The sequence below is a fragment of the Fontivita pretiosa genome, assembly GCF_050410795.1.
In the GTDB taxonomy this organism is placed as follows: domain Bacteria; phylum Planctomycetota; class Phycisphaerae; order Tepidisphaerales; family Tepidisphaeraceae; genus Fontivita; species Fontivita pretiosa.
Map to the genome: position 1 here is coordinate 2,730,464 of NZ_CP191258.1, position 17,928 is coordinate 2,748,391.

Here is a 17,928-nt window from a genome sequence, read left to right on the forward strand (position 1 = left end):
CGAGCGGTGTCGGCTTTTATATGCTGCCTCGTTACGCCGTTGGTGATAGGCACATCGCTGCATCAGCTGGGACCAGGACCTCCAGTCGCGCTGCCAGAGCTTCGCCGCGAGGGTCGAGACAGCCTCGCAAACCTGCTCGAAGGTGATGAGCACATTTTTCCCCCCGCAGCCGGGTCGTCTGTTCCGACAGGAAGCACATCGCCAATCGCACGCACAGCCAGTGTCGTATCAGACTCACATAGGTTCTGACCTCGAAGGCGCCCAGTCCCGCCTCCTGCTTGGCACGCTCGAACCACTTTTCCACATGCCAGCGTGACAGCAGCACGCGGATCAATTTCTCGACGCTGGCGCCTTCGCCGGCATTGCTGATCACGTATTTGATCTCACCGGTCTTCGGCTGTCGCATCACGATCAGCCAGTACATCCGGTCGGTGGGAACGCTGAGGTTGTGGTTGGCGTGCGAGGAGTCGCTCAGATGGACTCGGGTTGCCTTGTATTCCCAGATCAGTGTCCCGCGTGTGGTGTCCTTCACCTTGCACCGCTTCCAGGGCTGGCTCGTGAACGCCGGGCTGTGCGTGCTCAGGTTGTCCACCCGCCGCGCCGCGTGAGAAGCGTACCCGCCGCTGCGGCACGCCGGACGTTTGACCCAGGCGCGGAAGCTGGCGGGCACTTCGCCCACCGCCGCCTGGCCCATCTCGTCCAGCCCGAACCAGAACGCCGGCACCATGCCGTACTCTTCATCGAAGACCACCCAGTTGAGCTTCACCCCGCCGGCCAGCGCCTGCTTCACCTGCTCCAGGGCGATCTTCCACTTCGCACGGCAGACCAACTCCGCCGGAATGCCCGCCTCCTCACAGCGGTCGCGGTCCGCCGCCCAGTCCTGCGGCAGATACAGGTCGCTGGCCAGCACGCACGAGAAGGGGTTTTTGGCATCGTTGTCGGTGAACAGCAGATGCTGGGCAACCACGCAGTTCTCGATCTTGCCCGATTCCCCGCAGTATTGCCGCTGCACCCCAGGCGTCTTGTCTCCCTGCTTGGGATGGCCGGTGGCGTCGATCACTCCGATTCCGCCCTGCGGACAACGGTCGGCCACGCGATGGATCAGCATCTTCTCCAGTCGCGCATGATCCCAGGCGAACAGGGACAAGAACTCCTGCAGCGTCCGCACCGCCACCCCGCACGCCAGCGCGATCGGCTCCACGCTCTTGCGTCGCAGGTCCGCCATCAATCCCAGCAGATAACTCTGGAAGTAATCGAAGGTCACCGCACGCTTGAAGCAGGGGCGAAACGACTGAACCCATGCCGACAACGCTGGCTGCAGAGAAGCGAGTTGTTCCGCATTCATCGCACGACTCCGGTGTTGGACCAGAATCGTCATCGACTCGCAGCCGCTCCCGGCTTGAGCTAATCTAGCGCTGTCATGCTAGGTAGACCCGCTTTCTTGTCGGATCAACTCCACGCACTCCCTGCGCAGGCGATCAAACACGAAAACGCGATGGAAAGTGCTATCCCACGTGGGCAGGACATTACTGCTCGGCAAGTGGAAACACGACGAGGGTGCGAGGTGATCTATGTAAAGCAGCAGCCAGTATGCGGTGTATTCCGTATGGCCAACTCTAGCGTGTGCCTTTTCCAACTTTTTGGCCTTGCCGCCGATGATCTGCGCAAGCTGTTCTTTCGATAAGGAATTCACCTCGGCAGTACCCCAAGGGTCGAATTGAAACGGCAGATTTGGTGGACGCCTGGCAATCACCATGAAGTCCACCCATCTCTGAAGTGATTCTGGAAGTTCGTGATTCTGGATAACCAAGGATCGCGAGGGCTCGCTCGGAACGCTCGCCCGCGCAGACTTGATTGCTCCGATCAACTCCGTAGCGATGGACTTCCTAACATGCGAAGTTCTCACAGATGACAGATCACGGAAGGTGACCCGCACACGTAGCGGGGGAAGGTTCTCGCGCTCACAAATTTGCGCTCGCGCATTCCTAAGAATAACCTCCTGGATAGCCTCCTGCTGCTTGGGACGAGTGGACCGGCGGCGACTCGATTCTTGTAGAATCTGGCAGACCTCAATGCCAATGACCTGTCCGCCCGGAAGCTTTGCGCACAGGTCCGGCGGATCGCGCGTCACGCGGCTAATGCTCGCCGGAGGCAGGATGCCTGTAGCGTTGGCAAATTCCTGTCCGATATGCAACTCCAGGTCTTGCTGCTGAACTCGAGATGGCATTAACCAGCCCTTGCTTTCAACCTCCAGGCAGATCCGCCTCGGCCTCTCGCCTGCCGATTGTTCGGGTGAACGTTCCGGTCTGCGATGCCGTTGTTTTCCGCAACCTGCATGATCATCGCGTGGCGGTCATGTCTCGCAATCGTAGTTGAGTGCCAGCCTCCGCCGTTGTGCGACGAATCTGGTCTTCGGTTCGGTCCGGCCGCAGGTGTGGCGCTCTCCCCAACAAAAAACCCTGCCGATGCGGGGTTGTGGGTGCCCGCTGGTCGCGGGCGATGCGTTGCCGCAGCAGGTTGCGGTGCGGCAATAAGAAACTATCTCAATTGACCTTTTCTGCCGATATTCGTGGAAGGAATCTTACCACGGAGCCACGGATGGCCAGAACCAAACGCGTTGCCGAACCCCTGCCCACGATCTGGAATTGCCCGGACGAGCTGTGGGATCTGATCCTGCCGATCCTCGCCGAGCTGGACCCGCCGCACCGCGGGCATCGACAGCGCGTGGACCAGCGCAGGGCGCTGGACGGGATCATCTACCGCCTCCGCTCCGGCTGCCAGTGGAACCGGCTTCCCAAGGAGTTCGGCGACGACTCCTCGGTGCACCGCACGCAGCAGCGCTGGATCGAGCGCGGCGTGTTCGATCGCATCTGGGAACTGCTCGTGCGCGCCTGCGAGGAACTCGGCGGCGTGGACTGGGCCTGGCAGAGCGTCGATGGTGCCATGTCCAAGGCGCGTTTTGGGGGGATCATGTCGGACCCAATCCCACCGATCGTGCGAAAAACGGAACGAAACGCAGCGTTTTGACGGAAGCCGACGGCGGGCCGATCGCGGTGGTCGTGGCCGGCGCCAACGTCCACGACTCCATGATCCTTCAGGACACGCTCGAAGCGGTCGTGACCGAACCGCCCAACCCGGTGACCGAGCAGGAGCAGCACCTGTGCATGGACAAGGGCTACAGCGGCGCCCCCGCCGACGCCACCGCGCGGGTGTTCGGCTACGAGCCGCACTGCAAGCAGATCGGCCAGGAAAAACTCGACGGCCGCAACCGCAAGAAGCATCCCGCGCGGCGATGGGTTGTCGAGCGAACGCACGCGTGGCTGAGCAAGTGTCGCGGCATCCTCGTGCGATATTGCAAGAAGTCATCCAACTACCTCGGCACCATCAAACTCGCGTGCGCGCTGCTGTGGTATCGGAGGCTCTACCGGTTGGGGCAAATGAGATAGGTTCTAAGAGCGCCTAACAAAATGACTCATCCTATCTATGTAGTCCGGTTTGCCGAAGTCATGGATAGACAAGGAGGTCCAGCTATGGCCAAACCGTTACTGGATGACGCGTTGTGGAACTTGATCGAACCGTTACTGCCCGCTCCCAAGCCTCGTCGCAAGAAGTATCCCGGCCGCAAGCCCCTGGACCGTCGCAAGGTCCTGACCGGCATCCTGTTTGTGTTGAAAAGCGGCATCCCGTGGGAGGACCTGCCCCAGGAGATGGGCTGCGGATCGGGCATGAGCTGTTGGAGATACTTGCAGGCCTGGCAGAAGGCCGGGGTCTGGGACAAGGTCCACAAGCTCTTGTTGGACCGGCTACGAGCCGAGGAAGAACTCGACCTGTCGGCGGCTGTGGTGGACTGCAGCCACGTGCGAGCGGTCGGGGGGGCGAAAGTACGGGTCCCAGCCCCGTGGATCGGAGGAAAAAGGGGTCGAAGCACCACCTCATCACGGATGCGGAAGGCATTCCGCTGGCCGTTGGGCTCACGGGCGGCAATCGCCACGACCTGACGCAGTTGATTCCCCTGGTGGACGCCATCCCTCCCATCGCCGGCCAGGTCGGCCACCCGGTGCATCGGCCCAAACAGGCCTTTGCGGACCGGGGATACGATTCCGACCCGCATCGTCAGGAACTGCTCAACTGCGGCATCGAACCGACGATCGCCCAGCGGGGCACGGAGCACGGCAGCGGCCTGGGGTTGTTCCGATGGGTGCTGGAGCGAACGATCAGTTGGCTCCATCAGTTCCGCCGTCTGCGGTTCGGTACGAACGTCGCGCCGACATTCATATGGCGTTCTTGAAGCTGGGGTGTATCGTAATCTGCCACCGGTGTCTCACAAGTTCATTTTGTTAGGCGATCTAAATCACGTCGTCTCCAGCACGCTTGGAAAGTGGTCGAGAACCGCGCCCGAATATGCAGGATAATACAGCGAGTTGCATGAGCCTAGGATTTTCCGCGGAACAGGTAGCAGGAGAGCGACCATGACTGATCAGATCATCCCGAAGTTAATCAGGGGACTCCGGCGGCGGCTCGGACTCACGCAGGAGCAGTTCGCCCAGATGGTCGGCGTCACCTACGGTTCGGTGAACCACTGGGAAAACGGCAAACGCAGGCCCCAGCCATTCCTGGTGCGCCGTCTCCTTGAGATAAAGGGAGAGCTCGAAAGAAGGGGGAAATAGCTCATGGCCCGACTGGAGGAACTCACGCGTGGCGCGACCGTCAAGGGCATCCTTGCCGACGGCTTGGTCACCATCATTGACGTCAAGTGGCACGGCTCCGATGTCGTCGAGGCGACCTACAAGGACGCCTCCGGCCGTCTGGCCAGTGAGCTTCTTTACCGGGACCGTGAGTCCTCCCTAGACATCGTGACGCAGGGTGCGCAGTTTAGCTTCGATGGCGACGGCGCTCAGTTCCGTCTGGCCTCCGAGGCCCGCCGCATCAGCCTCGCACATCTGTTCGACCCGCTTCTGGCCATCCACACTTCCCTCATAGAGCCGCTGCCGCACCAGATCACGGGGGTCTACGAGGCGATGCTGCCTCGGCAGCCGTTGCGGTTCCTGCTCGCGGACGACCCGGGCGCGGGAAAGACCATCATGGCCGGTCTGTTAATCAAGGAACTCATGATACGGGGCGACCTGCACCGGTGCCTCATCTGCTGCCCCGGCAACCTTGCCGAACAATGGCAGGACGAGATGGACACAAGGTTTCACCTGCCCTTCGACATCGTCGGCAGGGAAGCAATAGAGGCCTCCCGAACGGGGAATCCATTCGCCGAGAAGAACCTTGTCATTAGCCGGCTTGACCTGATGAGCCGGAATGACGACGTCATCGCCAAGATTGAGCAGACCGAGTGGGACCTAGTCGTGGTGGACGAGGCTCACAAGATGCACGCGTCATTCTTCGGCGGTGAGGTGAAGGAGACCAAGCGGTACAAACTTGGCCGCGTGCTCGGCAGGCTCGCAAGACACCTGCTTCTCATGACGGCCACGCCGCACAATGGAAAGGAAGAGGAATTTCAGCTCTTCCTGGCGCTTCTGGACGCCGACCGGTTCGAGGGTCGATTTCGTGACGGCGTACACGTCGCGGACGTCTCTGACCTCATGCGTCGCGTCACGAAAGAAGGGCTACGGAAGTTCGACGGAACGCCCCTTTTCCCGGAACGTCGGGCCTACACCGTCACGTACGCGCTGTCGGACTTGGAGGCCAAGCTCTACGCGGAAGTCACACAGTACGTCCGAGAAGAAATGAACAGGGCCGAGCGGCTGTCCGCGAAGGGAGAGGGTCGCCGCGGGAGCGTCGTTGGCTTTGCCCTGACGATACTGCAACGCCGTCTCGCCTCGTCCCCCGAGGCCATCTACCAGTCCCTCAGACGACGGCGTGAGCGGCTGGAGAAACGGCTCCGCGAGGAGAGACTCGTCAAGCGCGGCTCCTCAGTCACCGTTGACACGACGCAGGAACTCCCCGCGATTACGCCGGAGGATATTGAGGAGCTTGACGACGCCCCCGACGCCGAAGTCGAGGCCGCCGAGGAGGCGGTGGTGGATCAGGCGTCGGCGGCACAGACCATCGCCGAACTCGAAGCCGAGATCAGAACGCTCCAGCGGCTGGAGCAATTGGCCCTCCAAGTGCGGCGCGGTGGCACCGACCGCAAGTGGGAGGAGCTCTCCAACCTGCTCCAAAACAACTCCGAAATGTTCGACGCTCACGGCCACCGCAGGAAACTGGTCATCTTCACCGAACACCGTGACACCTTGAGTTATCTGGCGGACCGGCTCAGGGCGCTCCTCGGTCGTCCCGAGGCGGTGGTGACGATACACGGCGGCATGGGGCGCGAGGATCGCCGCAAAACACAGGAGTTGTTCACCCAGGACAAAGACGTCCAGATACTCGTGGCCACCGACGCGGCGGGCGAGGGCATCAACCTCCAGCGTGCCCATCTGATGGTTAACTACGACCTTCCCTGGAACCCCAACCGCCTCGAACAGCGGTTTGGGCGCATCCACCGCATCGGCCAGACGGAGGTCTGTCACCTGTGGAACCTGGTTGCCCACGAGACGCGTGAGGGCGAGGTTTACCACCGGCTGCTTGAGAAGATCGAGGAGCAGCGCAAGGCCCTCGGCGGCCGCGTGTTCGACGTGCTCGGTAAACTCTTCCTGGAGAAGCCTCTGCGCGAACTTCTCATCGAGGCGATCCGCTACGGTGAACAGCCGGAGGTCCGCCAGCGGCTGTTCCGCATCGTGGACGCCGCGTTGGACCGCGAGCACCTCCGGCAGTTGCTTGAAGAACGCGCTCTGGCGCACGAGAGTCTGGACGCCGCGACGATCCGGCGCATCAAGGAGGACATGGAACGCGCTGAGGCCCGCAGACTCCAGCCGCATTTCATCGCATCCTTTTTCATCGAGGCGTTCCGCCTTCTGGGCGGCACCATCCGGGAACGCGAGCCGCGCCGCTACGAGATCACCCATGTGCCCGCCGTCATCCGCAGCCGCGACAGGCAAATCGGCACTGGACGGCCTGTCCTGTCCCGGTACGAGCGGGTGACCTTTCACAAGGAACTGATCAGCGTGCCGGGGAAGCCTCTGGCCTCCTTCGTCTGCCCCGGCCATCCGCTCCTCGACGCCACGATTGATATTGTCCTCGAACGTTACCGCGATCTCCTGCGGCGGGGGGCTGTCCTCGTTGACCCTCGTGAAACGAGCGACGAGCGGGTACGGATGCTTTTCTACATTGAGCACGCTATCCAAGACGGCCGCACCGATCGCCAAGGCAACCGCAGGATCGTTTCGCGTCAGTTGCAGTTCGTGGAAATGGATGCTGATGGCCGCGCCAGGATGGCCGGCTATGCCCCTTATCTCGATTACCGACCCATCACCGACGAAGAAAGGGCCTTGGTCGATTCTGAACTCACTGCGCCATGGCTTCGGCAGAACGTCGAGGAAACGGCCGTTTCCTACGCTATCCAGCACCTGGTGCCGAAGCACTTCGAGGAGGTCAAGCGGTTCCGCGAAGAACAGGTGGCCAAGACCGCCGCCGCCGTGAAGGACCGGCTGACCAAGGAGATCAACTACTGGGATCACCGCGCGGCCGAACTCCAAGCCCAAGAACAGGCTGGGCGGGTCAACGCCAGACTCAACTCCGCTAAGGCTCGCGAGCGAGCCAACGAACTGGAGGGCCGACTGCGCCGGCGGATGGATGAACTGGAGCAGGAGCGGCGCCTTTCGCCGCTGCCGCCTGTGGTCGTGGGCGGCGCGCTGGTCGTGCCGATCGGGCTTATGCAGCGTCTCAAGGGCGAGATCCGCGACGAACCAGCCATGTTCGCCCGCCAGACTCAGCACGTTGAACGTCTGGCGATGGAGGCCGTTCTGGCGACGGAGCGCCGCCTGGGCCGCGAGCCGCGCGACGTAAGCGGCGAGAACCTCGGATACGACGTAGAGTCGAAAATTCCCGGCGCAGGCCGCCTGTTTTTCATCGAAGTCAAGGGCCGCGCTGCCGGGGCGACCACGGTCACCATCACCAGGAACGAAGTCCTGACGGCCCTGAACAAGCCGGATGAGTTCATCTTGGCCTTGGTCGAGGTGGACGGCGACAATGCCAAGGAACCGGTCTACGTCCGCCGACCGTTCCAGAAGGAACCGGATTTCGGCGTCACCAGCGTGAACTACGAGCTGAAGGAACTGCTGCGTCGCGGGGAGGCACCTTCATGAGCACGAGGCAGCCTCCCGCTTACTTCCAATTGGTGCGCGACCGCGCCCGCCAGCGTTGGGATCAGCTCGAAGGCGATCCCGAGTTGGCCGGGCCTTGGAAGCAGTTGTTCGGCCAGGTCCAAAGTCCGCGGCACGTGGTCTCTGAATTGCTCCAGAACGCGGACGATGCTGGGGCGAAAAGGGTCCGCGTGTCAATGACCAACGGACAGTTCGTGTTCGAGCACGACGGCGAGGATTTCGATGAGGAGCAGTTCGCGTCCCTCTGCCGCTTTGGATTCTCCAACAAGCGCAAACTGCACACCATCGGGTTTCGGGGGATTGGATTCAAGTCCACCTTCAGCCTTGGGGAGACCGTGGAGGTTCTCACGCCGTCTTTGGCTGTCCGCTTCCACAAGCGACGCTTTACCGAGCCAGTGTGGATGGACGATGCGCCAGCCTGCGCGTTGACCCGCATCGCCGTCAAGATTCAGGATCCCAACCGGGAGAGGGAACTCAAGAAGAACCTTCAGGAATGGGTCGAAAGCCCAGCCTCACTCCTCTTCTTCAACCGCATCAACGAACTGACGATTAGCGACCTAACGCTGCGCAAGAGCCGCCTCGGTTCCGGGCCTGTCGCGGGGTCTGAGAGGATCAGGCTTACTGGCCGCGAGCAGCACGACGTGATGGTCTTCGCTTCCCCGGAGGAGCCCTTCCCCCAAGAGGCGGTGGAAGAAATCCGCCAAGAGCGCGACGTTGAAGACCTCCACCTTCCTCCCTGCCGGGTCGAACTTGTCGTCGGTCTCCGCGGCGAACAGCGGCTCTACGTCGTCCTTCCAACGGGCGTCATTATTGAGACGCCATTCTCCTGCAACGCTCCGTTTCTCCAAGACCCCGCCCGGTCCGCCATCAAGGACCCGTCGCTGTCCCCGACGAACCGCTGGCTGCTGCATCGTCTTGGCGGCCTGGCCGCCAAGGCGATGCTCGGGTGGCTACGGGATAAGTCTTTGGAGCCCGATGTGCGCGCCCAAGCCTACTGTCTTCTGCCCGACAAACCTGAGGAAGAGGACTCGTTAGCGGCCGACGCCACCTCGGCCATCTGCGAAGGGTTTGCCACGGCTGTCGGTAACCAGCCCATTCTGGTGACGACGGCCGGCCAACTGGTTGACTCGGAGAAATGCATTTCGCCGCCAAGACGGGCCTATGCTGTCTGGGCTCCATCACAGCTCCTTGAAGTATTCGGGGATGAGGATGAGCACGTCTTGTGCGAAGCCGTAGCTCACGAGCATCGGCAGCGGTTGCAGTCGTGGGACTGGCTCAAGGGTCTCAATGATGACGATTTGGTTGAGCGTCTTGCAGCAGGGCGGCGAATTCCCCGGCCAGCGGACAATAGCAACATCCTTGCGCTCTGGAGTCTGGTGCAGCAAAGCGTCCGCTACGATTACGGCGGCCAGAAGCGCCGTCGGATGGCGATCGTTCCGGTCGAGGGAGCCGATGTCCTGCTTCCCGCCAACAACGTCGTCCGTCTTTCGACGAAGAAAGAAACCATCAGTGATGAGTCATGGGCCTTTTTGGTCGGGCTGGTTCACGTCATTGATCGCCAGTGGGTGCAGCACTTGGCGCAGGCCAAGGGCGACGAGAAGACCATCGGCGCGGCGTGGCAGCTTCTCCAAGACCTCAACCTTGATCGGCCCAGCGACGCGAACGCCGTCGTCGCCAACGCGTGTCGCAATCTGTTTCGTCCGAAGCGCGTTTCGGTCAAGGATCACGTGCAAATCGCTCACCTCATGGCCGCGCTCGACGCCAAGACGCCGGCGGAATTCCGCTGCGTCACGCGGGACGGTCAGCAGCGCAAGCTGGACGATGGCATCATCGCAACGCAGGACCCCGCCGTGGAGGCGATCCTTCCCGATAACTGGGCTGCGGCCCATCTCCTGCACGAGGCCTACTTCAGCGGGTACAGCGCTTGTACGCGCCAGCAGTGGGAACAGTGGGTGAGATCAGACAAGAGCGGTTTCTGGCCTTTCGCGCCGATCCGTGCGAAAAAACAGAACATCTGGGGCAGAGATCGCCTGGCCGGTGTGCTCAAGTCCAGAGGCGCAACTTGCCCGACCACATATCCCTACGTCACCAGTAATTTCTATTTGAGCGACCACGACTTTGACGACGAACTCGTCGAGTACTGGGCTGAAACTAGCGAAACGGACGCAACGATCTGGCCGACGGTGGCTCGCCGTGTGCTCGGGTCACCATCTCTCTACTGGCAGAAGCGATGCGGAGCGAGCGTTTCTCAAGTGGCCACAACAGGGGGCGAAAGAAGCGTTCCTACCGGAGTTATACCCGCTGCGTGGATCGTTCGCCTGCGGGGGTTGGCGTGCTTGCCCGACACCCAAGGCCGGGTGCTGGTTCCCGCCGAGCTGTACCTCCGCACCCCCGACACCGAGCCGCTTCTGGGGGTCGAGCCGTTCGTTTGCGCCGAACTGGACACCGAGGCGACCAAGCCCTTGCTTCGTCTCCTGGGCGTCCGAGACACGCCCGCTGGTTTGGACAAGCTGATCGAGCGGGTTCGCGCCTTGGCGCGAGCGCCCGATCCCGCCCCGCTCCTTTCGGAAATCGTGAAGTGGTACAGTGCCATGGACAGGGCCCTGGCGCGGTGCGACGCCGCGGGTGTGGAGGAGGTCCGCAAGGCCTTTGCCAGCGAGTGCCTGATCCTGACCGCCGCTGGAGAGTGGGCCAGATCATCCGAGGCGTTCCAGTATGCTGGAGAAGACGACTTGCCGGATGCGCCGCTCATCCACCCCGCCGCAAACAATCTCGGGATGTGGAACCGCCTCGGCGTGGCCAATCGCCCCACGGCCGACCTCGTCCTGAAGTGGCTCAAAGGGCTTCCTTCCGCCCAAGCTCTGGAGGCCAGTGCTGTCCGCCGCGTTCGGGCTGCCCTCCAGCGATATCCGTCGCAAGTGTGGCAAACATGCCGTCACTGGCTGGCGCTTGACAACGCATGGGTGCCGGTCGAGCGGCTGCGGTTCCGCCTGACCATGCACAGTCTCACAAAGTGGTCCGAACTGTTCCCGGCCATCAAGGGCGCGACCGCCAACCTCCAGATGCTTTCTGCCGACGTCTGCGACCGCCATCCCTTCGCCGCTCTTCCCGACCTTGGAACGGCGGTCGAGTACCGCCTGACTCGCCGTCCCTATGCGACGGGCGGCCCAGTGCAGAAGCCTTGGCTTGCCGCCCTGGCCGGCGCGCTTGCGCGGGTGAAGTTGGACGACGAGGCCGAGACCCACCGCGTCCGCCGGACGGCCGCGCGCCTCGCGCGCTCGGCCTGGCAGCCGTTCGACGACCATGATTCGATTCAAGTCACCCCCTACGTGGATGGCGCGCCGGCGGGTCAATCGCATTCTCCGGACGTTCTCTGGCATGAGCAGTCCATTTTTGTCAGGAACGGAAAACCGGCCCGGTCGTTTGACGCTCTCGTCGCCGAACTGGCCAGGCCTTTCGCCAACGAGGCGGTGACCGAGGCGATCAAGGCGTGCATCGAGCGCGACCGGGGCTTCATCGCCGAGTACATGAAAGAGCACTTCACGTTGGAGGCCGAGACCGCACTGACGCCTGATGTCTCTGAAGGGAAAAGTGAGGTCGGCAAGGAGAAAGCCAAACGCGAGGTCGAGAAAGAAGGCGAAGAAGGTCCTGTCACGGGGGATGGCGACGAGGAGGAGGGGCGAGAGCCGGAACATCCCGAAGAGGAACAGGACGCGGAAGACGAGCCTAGAGGCGGGCCGCCCCCTCGCAAACGAGAGCCTTCGCTGTTCGAGCGGTTCGCCCATGACCGCGGTTACCACTGGGACGGCGTCCAGCACCGGTTCGTTCACCCGGACGGTTCCTGGATCGAGCGCAGCGAATCCCCGTTCCACTGGCGGCGGTTCGACTCGGCCGGGAACCTCGTCACCCGCTACTGGGCTTCGCAGCAGTGCCTTGCCCGGGGCGGCGTCGAAATCGCCGCGGAACTCTGGGAACTCTTTCGGAGCAGCCCCAGTGAGTGCTCCATGATTCTCGTCGACGGCGAGGGCAGGCCCAGGGAGCTGTCCGGGCCGGACCTCCTTCAGAGCGTGGAAGACAAGGTGATTACACTCTACCCGGCGAAGTACCGGCTTCGGGAGGAGGACAGGACATGACGCCGAGGCGACGATCGGTTCATTGCCAGGAGTTGCGGCAATGCCGTATGAAAAGGTCATAGTCTGCTTGGCCAATTCCCGAAAGCCACCGTCTGGTCGGTGCGTCGCTGGACGCGAGTACCGGGCCGGTCGATTCGGGGCATGGGTGAGGCCCGTCAGCGCGCGACCAACGCGAGAAGTATCGCTGGAGGAACGTCGCTACGCGGACGGGCGCGACCCACAGGTGCTCGACATTATTACGATTCGGTTTGACCGGCCCGAGCCGGAAAACCATCAGAGCGAGAACGAGGTCATCGATCCTGATACCTGTTGGACGCGGGCGGGCGCAATTTCGTGGACGGATCTTCAGCGAGCGGTCGAGGATCCGGGCGGCCCGCTCTGGCTGAACGGCGACTCGAGCTCTCACGGTGAAAACGATCGAGTTGCGGTGGCCGAAGCCGCCAAGTTCAGCCGTTCCTTGTACCTGGTTCGTCCTACGTGGCTCCAACTGGTAGTTGCGGCAGAGGCCAGAGGCCAGTTTCCCGCGCGACGTCGTGTGCGCGCGCGTTTCCAACTTCACGGCCATCGCTACTCACTCGTTGTAACGGATCCGCCTATCGAGGCTAAGTATCTTCGCAGGCCGAATGGCGAGTACCCTCTGGCCGACGCCTTGCTGTGCATCAGCCTTGGTGAGCCGTTCTACGGCCACGCCTACAAGCTGGCTGCTGCCGTGATCACCCCCGATCGAAAGGGAACGAAGCCATGACCAAAGCCATCTACACGATCGGCCACTCGGTTCACCCGATTGAAGAGTTCATCGGACTGTTGACGCGACATCAGGTGACGGCCATTGCCGACGTCCGCTCAACCCCTTACAGCCGCTTTAACCCGCAATTCAATCGGGATGCGCTCGCAACCGCACTTGGCCACGCGGGAATCGAATACGTGTTCGTCGGCGACGAGCTGGGGGCACGCTCCAAGGATCGAGCGTGCTATGTTGACGGACAGGTTCGCTACGACTTGCTCGCGACTACTTTGCCGTTCCAACGTGGACTGGACAGGATCGAGCAAGGCGCCGAGAAACACCGCATCGCGCTCATGTGTGCCGAGAAGGACCCTCTTGCTTGTCACCGTGGGATACTGATTTCGCGTCACCTGGTTGCTCGCGGGTTAGTCGTCCACCACATTCTCGAAGATGGGAGCTTGCAAAGCCACGACGAAGCCGTTAACCGGTTGCTTACCGAACTTGGGCTGCCGGATCACGACCTGTTCCGCAGCCGCGACGAGTTGGTCGACGAGGCATACCGCCTGCGTGCGATGGAAATCGCCTACACCGAAGAATCGCGCGCCGACGAGCAGGAAGCGCCCGGAGCCAGGCAATGAGGATCTATACGATCGGCTTCACCAAGACAACGGCCGAGTCTTTCTTCACGCGCCTCCAGAAGGCGGGTGTGAAGAAGCTCGTCGACGTTCGTCTGAACAACGTGTCCCAGCTTGCCGGGTTCGCAAAGAGGGATGATCTGGCATACTTCCTCCGGTCGATCTGCGGTATCCCGTACGAGCACCGGCCGGAGCTCGCACCGACAAAGGAGATGCTGGATGCCTTTAAGAAGCAGAAAGGTGACTGGAGCGAGTATGAGCGGCGCTTCACGGAGCTGATTCAGCAGCGTCGAATCGAGGAGACTGTGCCGCAACAAGCGCTCGACGGAGCCTGCCTGCTCTGTAGCGAAGATACGCCTCGGTACTGCCACCGCAGGCTTGTCGCCGAATACCTGAAAAGCAAGTGGGGCGACGTGGAGATCGTTCACCTGTGACCTCTCGGAAGGGAGCACGTGAGTGCGGCGCGTCCATACAAGCGAAGAGGCAGTGACGTGAAATCGAACGGCTTCGCGGCCTGCTGAAACAGTATCGGATCGAACCGGACAACTGGAACGATCCGCTCGAGTGATGTGCATGCGGTGTGAGAAAACGAGTACGACATGACAACAATCCGCAAGAAACTTATCGAAGTCGCCTTGCCGCTGGCGGAGATCAACGACGCCTCGGCCTACGACAAGATGCCCGGCATTGGCCCGCACCCCAAGGGCATCCACCAGTGGTGGGCGCGGCTGCCGCTGCCGACGGCCCGGGCGGTGCTCTTTGCCTCCGTGGTGGACGATCCCTCCGCCCACCCGGAGAAGTTCCCCAATGAGGACGCCCAGAATGCCGAGCGCGAGCGGCTCTTCGACATCATCCGCCGCCTCATGCAGAAAAAACTCCACGAGCACCCGGAGGTCTATGCACTGGCTCGCGAAGAGATGCTCAAGCACACCGGCGGCAAACTCCCGCCGGTGCTCGACCCCTTCGCCGGCGGCGGGTCCATACCGCTGGAGGCTGCCCGGCTGGGCTTCGAGGCCCACGCCGCCGACCTCAACCCCGTGGCCGTGCTCCTCAATAAGTGCAATTTAGAGATCGTACCGCGCTGGCTGGATCAGCCGCCGGTGAACCCGGAGTGGAGAAAGTCTCTGCTGGGAGCGCCGGCTTCCAGCCGGCACTCATCCCCCTCGCCGGGAGCGCCGGCTTCCAGCCGGCACGCATGCGAATGGCACAGCCGGGGCTATCTCCCGCACTTCGATCGGCCTGGTCTCATTCAATCCGTCACCTTCCGTCTTGCCGATGCGCTTCCCCAGGAAGTGCTCGACCGGTGGATGCAGGAACTCGCCCACCTGCCCGAGTCCGAGCGTCAGACCGAGCGCGAGAAGCGCATCCGTGAATGGCTGGATCGCGGTCACGGTGCCTGCTACTTGCGCGATTCGCGCATCGCGGAACTGGTCGAGAATGCCCTGCTGCACTTCGACGGCGAACGGTACCGACTACTGGCGTGGTGCATCATGCCCAACCACGTCCATGTTCTCGTCGAATGCCGGGAGCACTGGCCTCTGGCCGACATCCTGCATTCGTGGAAATCCTTCACCGCTAATGAAGCCAACAAGCTGCTCGGACGCACCGGGCCGTTCTGGCAGCGCGAGTATCACGACCGGTTCATCCGTGATGAGAAACACTTCCAGAACGCCGTGCAGTACATAGAAGGAAATCCTGTACGAGCGAGGCTCGTCGAGAAGCCGGAGGACTGGCGTTTTTCAAGCGCTGCACAGAGATTGAAGCCAGTCAGTTGTGCCGGCAGGGATGCCGGCGCTCCCAGCGATGCCGGCGCTCCCAGCGATGCCGGCGCTGCCAGCGGCATCTGGCGCGGGGCGGCCGGCCTGGCGGACGATGTGCGTTATTACGGCCGGGTCATTCTGGAGCGCGCCCGCAAGAAGATCGGCCACCTCTACCCCAAGGTCCACATCGTCCAGGAAAAGGATGGCACGTGGCGGCACGCCACAGACGAAGAATGCCGGCAGGGATGCCGGCGCTCCCAGCAAGCTGAGGTCATCGCCTGGCTGTGGGCGCGGACGGTCGAATGCCCAAATCCCGCCTGTGGTGCTCGTGCCCCTCTTGTTCGCTCCTTCTGGCTGTGCCGGAAGAAGCCCAACCTCATTCACGCCAAGCCCCTCATCAGCGGCAAGCGGGTGTCCTTCCGACCGGCGTGCGATGGCCAACCCGAACGGGAAACTACCAGCGGTAAAGGTGCGCGATGTCTGTTCTGCGGGCAGACAATCAACAAGGCGGAACTTCGTGAGATAGCAACGAAGCATGGGGTGAATGAGATTCCTCTGGCCGTGGTGGTGGAGGGGCCTCGTGGCCGAGTGTATTTGCCAAGCACAGCAGCAAGCGTCCCTGAGCTAGAGCATCCGGCTGCGGCAGGGATTGAGTCCGACATGACGAACGACAGACGCTGGTTCTCTCCGCCGCTGTACGGAATGCCGAAGTTCTCGGATTTGTTCACCCCGCGGCAGCTCACGGCGCTGGTGACGTTCAGCGACTTGGTGAAGGAGGTGCGGCAGGACGTGCTCAACGATGCTGGGAGCGCCGGCTTCCAGCCGGCAGAAGCCGAAGAATACGCCAAGGCCGTCGTCACCTTCCTCGCCCTCGCCCTCGACCGTTGCGCGGATTTCAACTGTGCGTTGAGCACATGGAAGCCAAGCGGGCAACAGCAGATGCACCTTTTCGGGCGGCAGGCCATTCCCATGGTCTGGGATTTCGCCGAAGCCAATTTGCTCGGTGAAAGGGCCATTTGCTGGGTCAATGCGGTCGACATTGCGGCTGATGCAATCGAATCGACGCCGATGCCGGGCATGGTGGATGGACTGGGCAGGCAAATTGACGCCGCCAGCGACTGGGATGGTCTTCGCGGCGTGCTGGTCAGCACCGATCCGCCCTACTACGCCAACATCGGCTACGCGGCGCTGTCGGACTTCTTCTACGTCTGGCTGCGGCGGACCATCGGCGACCTGTACCCGGACCTCTTCAAGACCATCCTGGTGCCGAAGGAACCGGAACTCGTGGCCGCGCCGGAGCGCTTCGACGGCGACAAGGACAAGGCCCGCGACCACTTCGAGACCGGCTTCCGCAAGGCTTTCACCGCCCTGCGGGAGAAGATGGACCCGCGCTTCCCGCTCACGGTCTATTACGCCTACAAGCAGGAGGACGAGGAGGCTGGGAGCGCCGGCTTCCAGCCGGCAGACGATGAGAATTGCCGCCAGGATGGCGGCGCTCCCAGCAGCGGCACGCCCAGCAGCGGCGCTCCCAGCGGCGGCGCTCCCAGCGGCGCCTCGAGTGTGGACCTCACCACCGGTTGGGAGACGCTCCTGGAGGCGCTGTTGGGCAGCGGGTTCCAGATCACGGCCACCTGGCCGGTGCGGGCGTCGCAGAAGTGGCGGATGGTGGCCATGGGCACCAACGCCCTGGCCTCCTACATCGTGCTGGCCTGCCGCCCCCGGCCTGCGGATGCGCCGCAGACCAGCCGGCGGGAGTTCATCGCGGAACTGAAGAAGGAACTGCCCGCGGCGCTGCGGCACCTTCAGCAGGGCAACATCGCGCCGGTGGACCTGGCGCAGGCGGCCATCGGCCCGGGGATGGCCGTCTTCTCGCGCTACTCCAAGGTGATCGAGGCTAGCGGCCGGGCCATGACCGTGCGCACGGCCCTGGCGCTGATCAACCAGACGCTGGACGAGGTGCTGGCCGAGCAGGAGGCGGAGTTCGACGCCGATACTCGCTGGGCGCTGGCCTGGTTCGAGCAGCACGGGATGGAGGAAGGGCCGTTCGGCGACGCCGAGACACTCAGCAAGGCCAAGAACACGGCGGTGAACGGTTTGGTGGAGGCGGGCATCGTGTCGGCGCGGGCGGGCAAGGTGCGGCTGCTGCGGCGCGGTGAGTTGCCGGACGACTGGGACCCGACGACTGACGCGCGGCTGACGGTGTGGGAAATGACGCAGCACCTGATTCGCGCCCTGGAGAACGGCGGGGAGAGCGGCGCGGCGGAACTGCTGAGAAAACTCGGCAGCCGCGCCGAGACGGCGCGGGAACTGTGCTACCGGCTGCACAAGATTGCCGAGCGACGGGGCTGGGCGCAGGAGGCCGTGTCATACAACGCTTTGGCGGTGGCCTGGCCGGAGATCGCGAGGCTGGCGGCCGCGGCGTCGGAGCGGCGCGAGCGACAGATGACTCTCGAGGAGAACAGGTAG

At 62.7% G+C, this 17,928-nt stretch carries 9 protein-coding genes and 2 pseudogenes; 9 read left to right on the top strand and 2 right to left on the bottom strand.

Translation table 11 applies throughout. The annotated features are described in order from the left end of the window. Window positions 1-31 precede the first annotated feature (31 nt). Window positions 32-1,345 carry an IS701 family transposase gene (locus ACQS5P_RS11045; RefSeq protein WP_428936934.1) on the bottom strand — a complete coding sequence of 438 codons (1,314 nt, stop codon included), beginning with the start codon at window positions 1,343-1,345 and terminating at the stop codon, window positions 32-34. A 78-nt stretch (window positions 1,346-1,423) separates the two neighbouring features. Then, entirely contained in the window at window positions 1,424-2,227 is an 804-nt protein-coding gene (locus ACQS5P_RS11050) for a hypothetical protein (protein WP_428940951.1), read from the bottom strand. A gap of 371 nt (window positions 2,228-2,598) precedes the next feature. Here ACQS5P_RS11050 and ACQS5P_RS11055 point away from each other — a divergent pair. The 9 genes and pseudogenes from ACQS5P_RS11055 to ACQS5P_RS11095 all read left to right on the top strand — a co-directional run bounded on the left by ACQS5P_RS11055 (window position 2,599) and on the right by ACQS5P_RS11095 (window position 17,928). After that, window positions 2,599-3,446, top strand: a pseudogene (locus ACQS5P_RS11055) (IS5 family transposase). An 84-nt stretch (window positions 3,447-3,530) separates the two neighbouring features. After that, window positions 3,531-4,341, top strand: a pseudogene (locus ACQS5P_RS11060) (IS5 family transposase). A gap of 128 nt (window positions 4,342-4,469) precedes the next feature. Beyond that, window positions 4,470-4,667 (top strand): helix-turn-helix domain-containing protein, encoded by a 198-nt coding sequence (locus ACQS5P_RS11065; RefSeq protein ID WP_428940952.1) that lies wholly within the window; start codon window positions 4,470-4,472, stop codon window positions 4,665-4,667. Window positions 4,668-4,670: 3 nt separating this feature from the next. Continuing rightward, entirely contained in the window at window positions 4,671-8,192 is a 3,522-nt protein-coding gene (locus ACQS5P_RS11070) for a helicase-related protein (protein ID WP_428940953.1), read from the top strand. Then, window positions 8,189-12,343, top strand: coding sequence for a sacsin N-terminal ATP-binding-like domain-containing protein (locus ACQS5P_RS11075; RefSeq protein ID WP_428940954.1), 4,155 nt, complete (start codon window positions 8,189-8,191; stop codon window positions 12,341-12,343). Before ACQS5P_RS11070 ends, ACQS5P_RS11075 begins: the two co-directional genes overlap by 4 nt. Window positions 12,344-12,383: 40 nt before the next feature. Continuing rightward, complete coding sequence (locus ACQS5P_RS11080) at window positions 12,384-13,088, top strand: dual OB domain-containing protein (RefSeq protein WP_428940955.1); 705 nt, start codon at window positions 12,384-12,386, stop codon at window positions 13,086-13,088. Continuing rightward, the gene (locus tag ACQS5P_RS11085; RefSeq protein WP_428940956.1) at window positions 13,085-13,705 is read left to right on the top strand and encodes a DUF488 family protein; all 621 of its coding nucleotides are present in this window, start codon (window positions 13,085-13,087) and stop codon (window positions 13,703-13,705) included. The genes ACQS5P_RS11080 and ACQS5P_RS11085 overlap by 4 nt, the downstream gene beginning before the upstream one ends. Beyond that, the gene (locus tag ACQS5P_RS11090) at window positions 13,702-14,136 is read left to right on the top strand and encodes a DUF488 family protein (RefSeq protein ID WP_428940957.1); all 435 of its coding nucleotides are present in this window, start codon (window positions 13,702-13,704) and stop codon (window positions 14,134-14,136) included. The genes ACQS5P_RS11085 and ACQS5P_RS11090 overlap by 4 nt, the downstream gene beginning before the upstream one ends. Before the next feature lie 165 nt (window positions 14,137-14,301). Next, window positions 14,302-17,928, top strand: coding sequence for an REP-associated tyrosine transposase (locus tag ACQS5P_RS11095; protein ID WP_428940958.1), 3,627 nt, complete (start codon window positions 14,302-14,304; stop codon window positions 17,926-17,928).

What these genes read in the sequence shown, in the direction of transcription:
- ACQS5P_RS11045 (WP_428936934.1), bottom strand. Translation starts at nt 1,345, where the DNA reads ATGAATGCGGAACAACTCGCTTCTCTGCAGCCAGCGTTGTCGGCATGG.
- ACQS5P_RS11050 (WP_428940951.1), bottom strand. Translation starts at nt 2,227, where the DNA reads ATGCCATCTCGAGTTCAGCAGCAAGACCTGGAGTTGCATATCGGACAG.
- ACQS5P_RS11065 (WP_428940952.1), top strand. Translation starts at nt 4,470, where the DNA reads ATGACTGATCAGATCATCCCGAAGTTAATCAGGGGACTCCGGCGGCGG.
- ACQS5P_RS11070 (WP_428940953.1), top strand. Translation starts at nt 4,671, where the DNA reads ATGGCCCGACTGGAGGAACTCACGCGTGGCGCGACCGTCAAGGGCATC.
- ACQS5P_RS11075 (WP_428940954.1), top strand. Translation starts at nt 8,189, where the DNA reads ATGAGCACGAGGCAGCCTCCCGCTTACTTCCAATTGGTGCGCGACCGC.
- ACQS5P_RS11080 (WP_428940955.1), top strand. Translation starts at nt 12,384, where the DNA reads ATGCCGTATGAAAAGGTCATAGTCTGCTTGGCCAATTCCCGAAAGCCA.
- ACQS5P_RS11085 (WP_428940956.1), top strand. Translation starts at nt 13,085, where the DNA reads ATGACCAAAGCCATCTACACGATCGGCCACTCGGTTCACCCGATTGAA.
- ACQS5P_RS11090 (WP_428940957.1), top strand. Translation starts at nt 13,702, where the DNA reads ATGAGGATCTATACGATCGGCTTCACCAAGACAACGGCCGAGTCTTTC.
- ACQS5P_RS11095 (WP_428940958.1), top strand. Translation starts at nt 14,302, where the DNA reads ATGACAACAATCCGCAAGAAACTTATCGAAGTCGCCTTGCCGCTGGCG.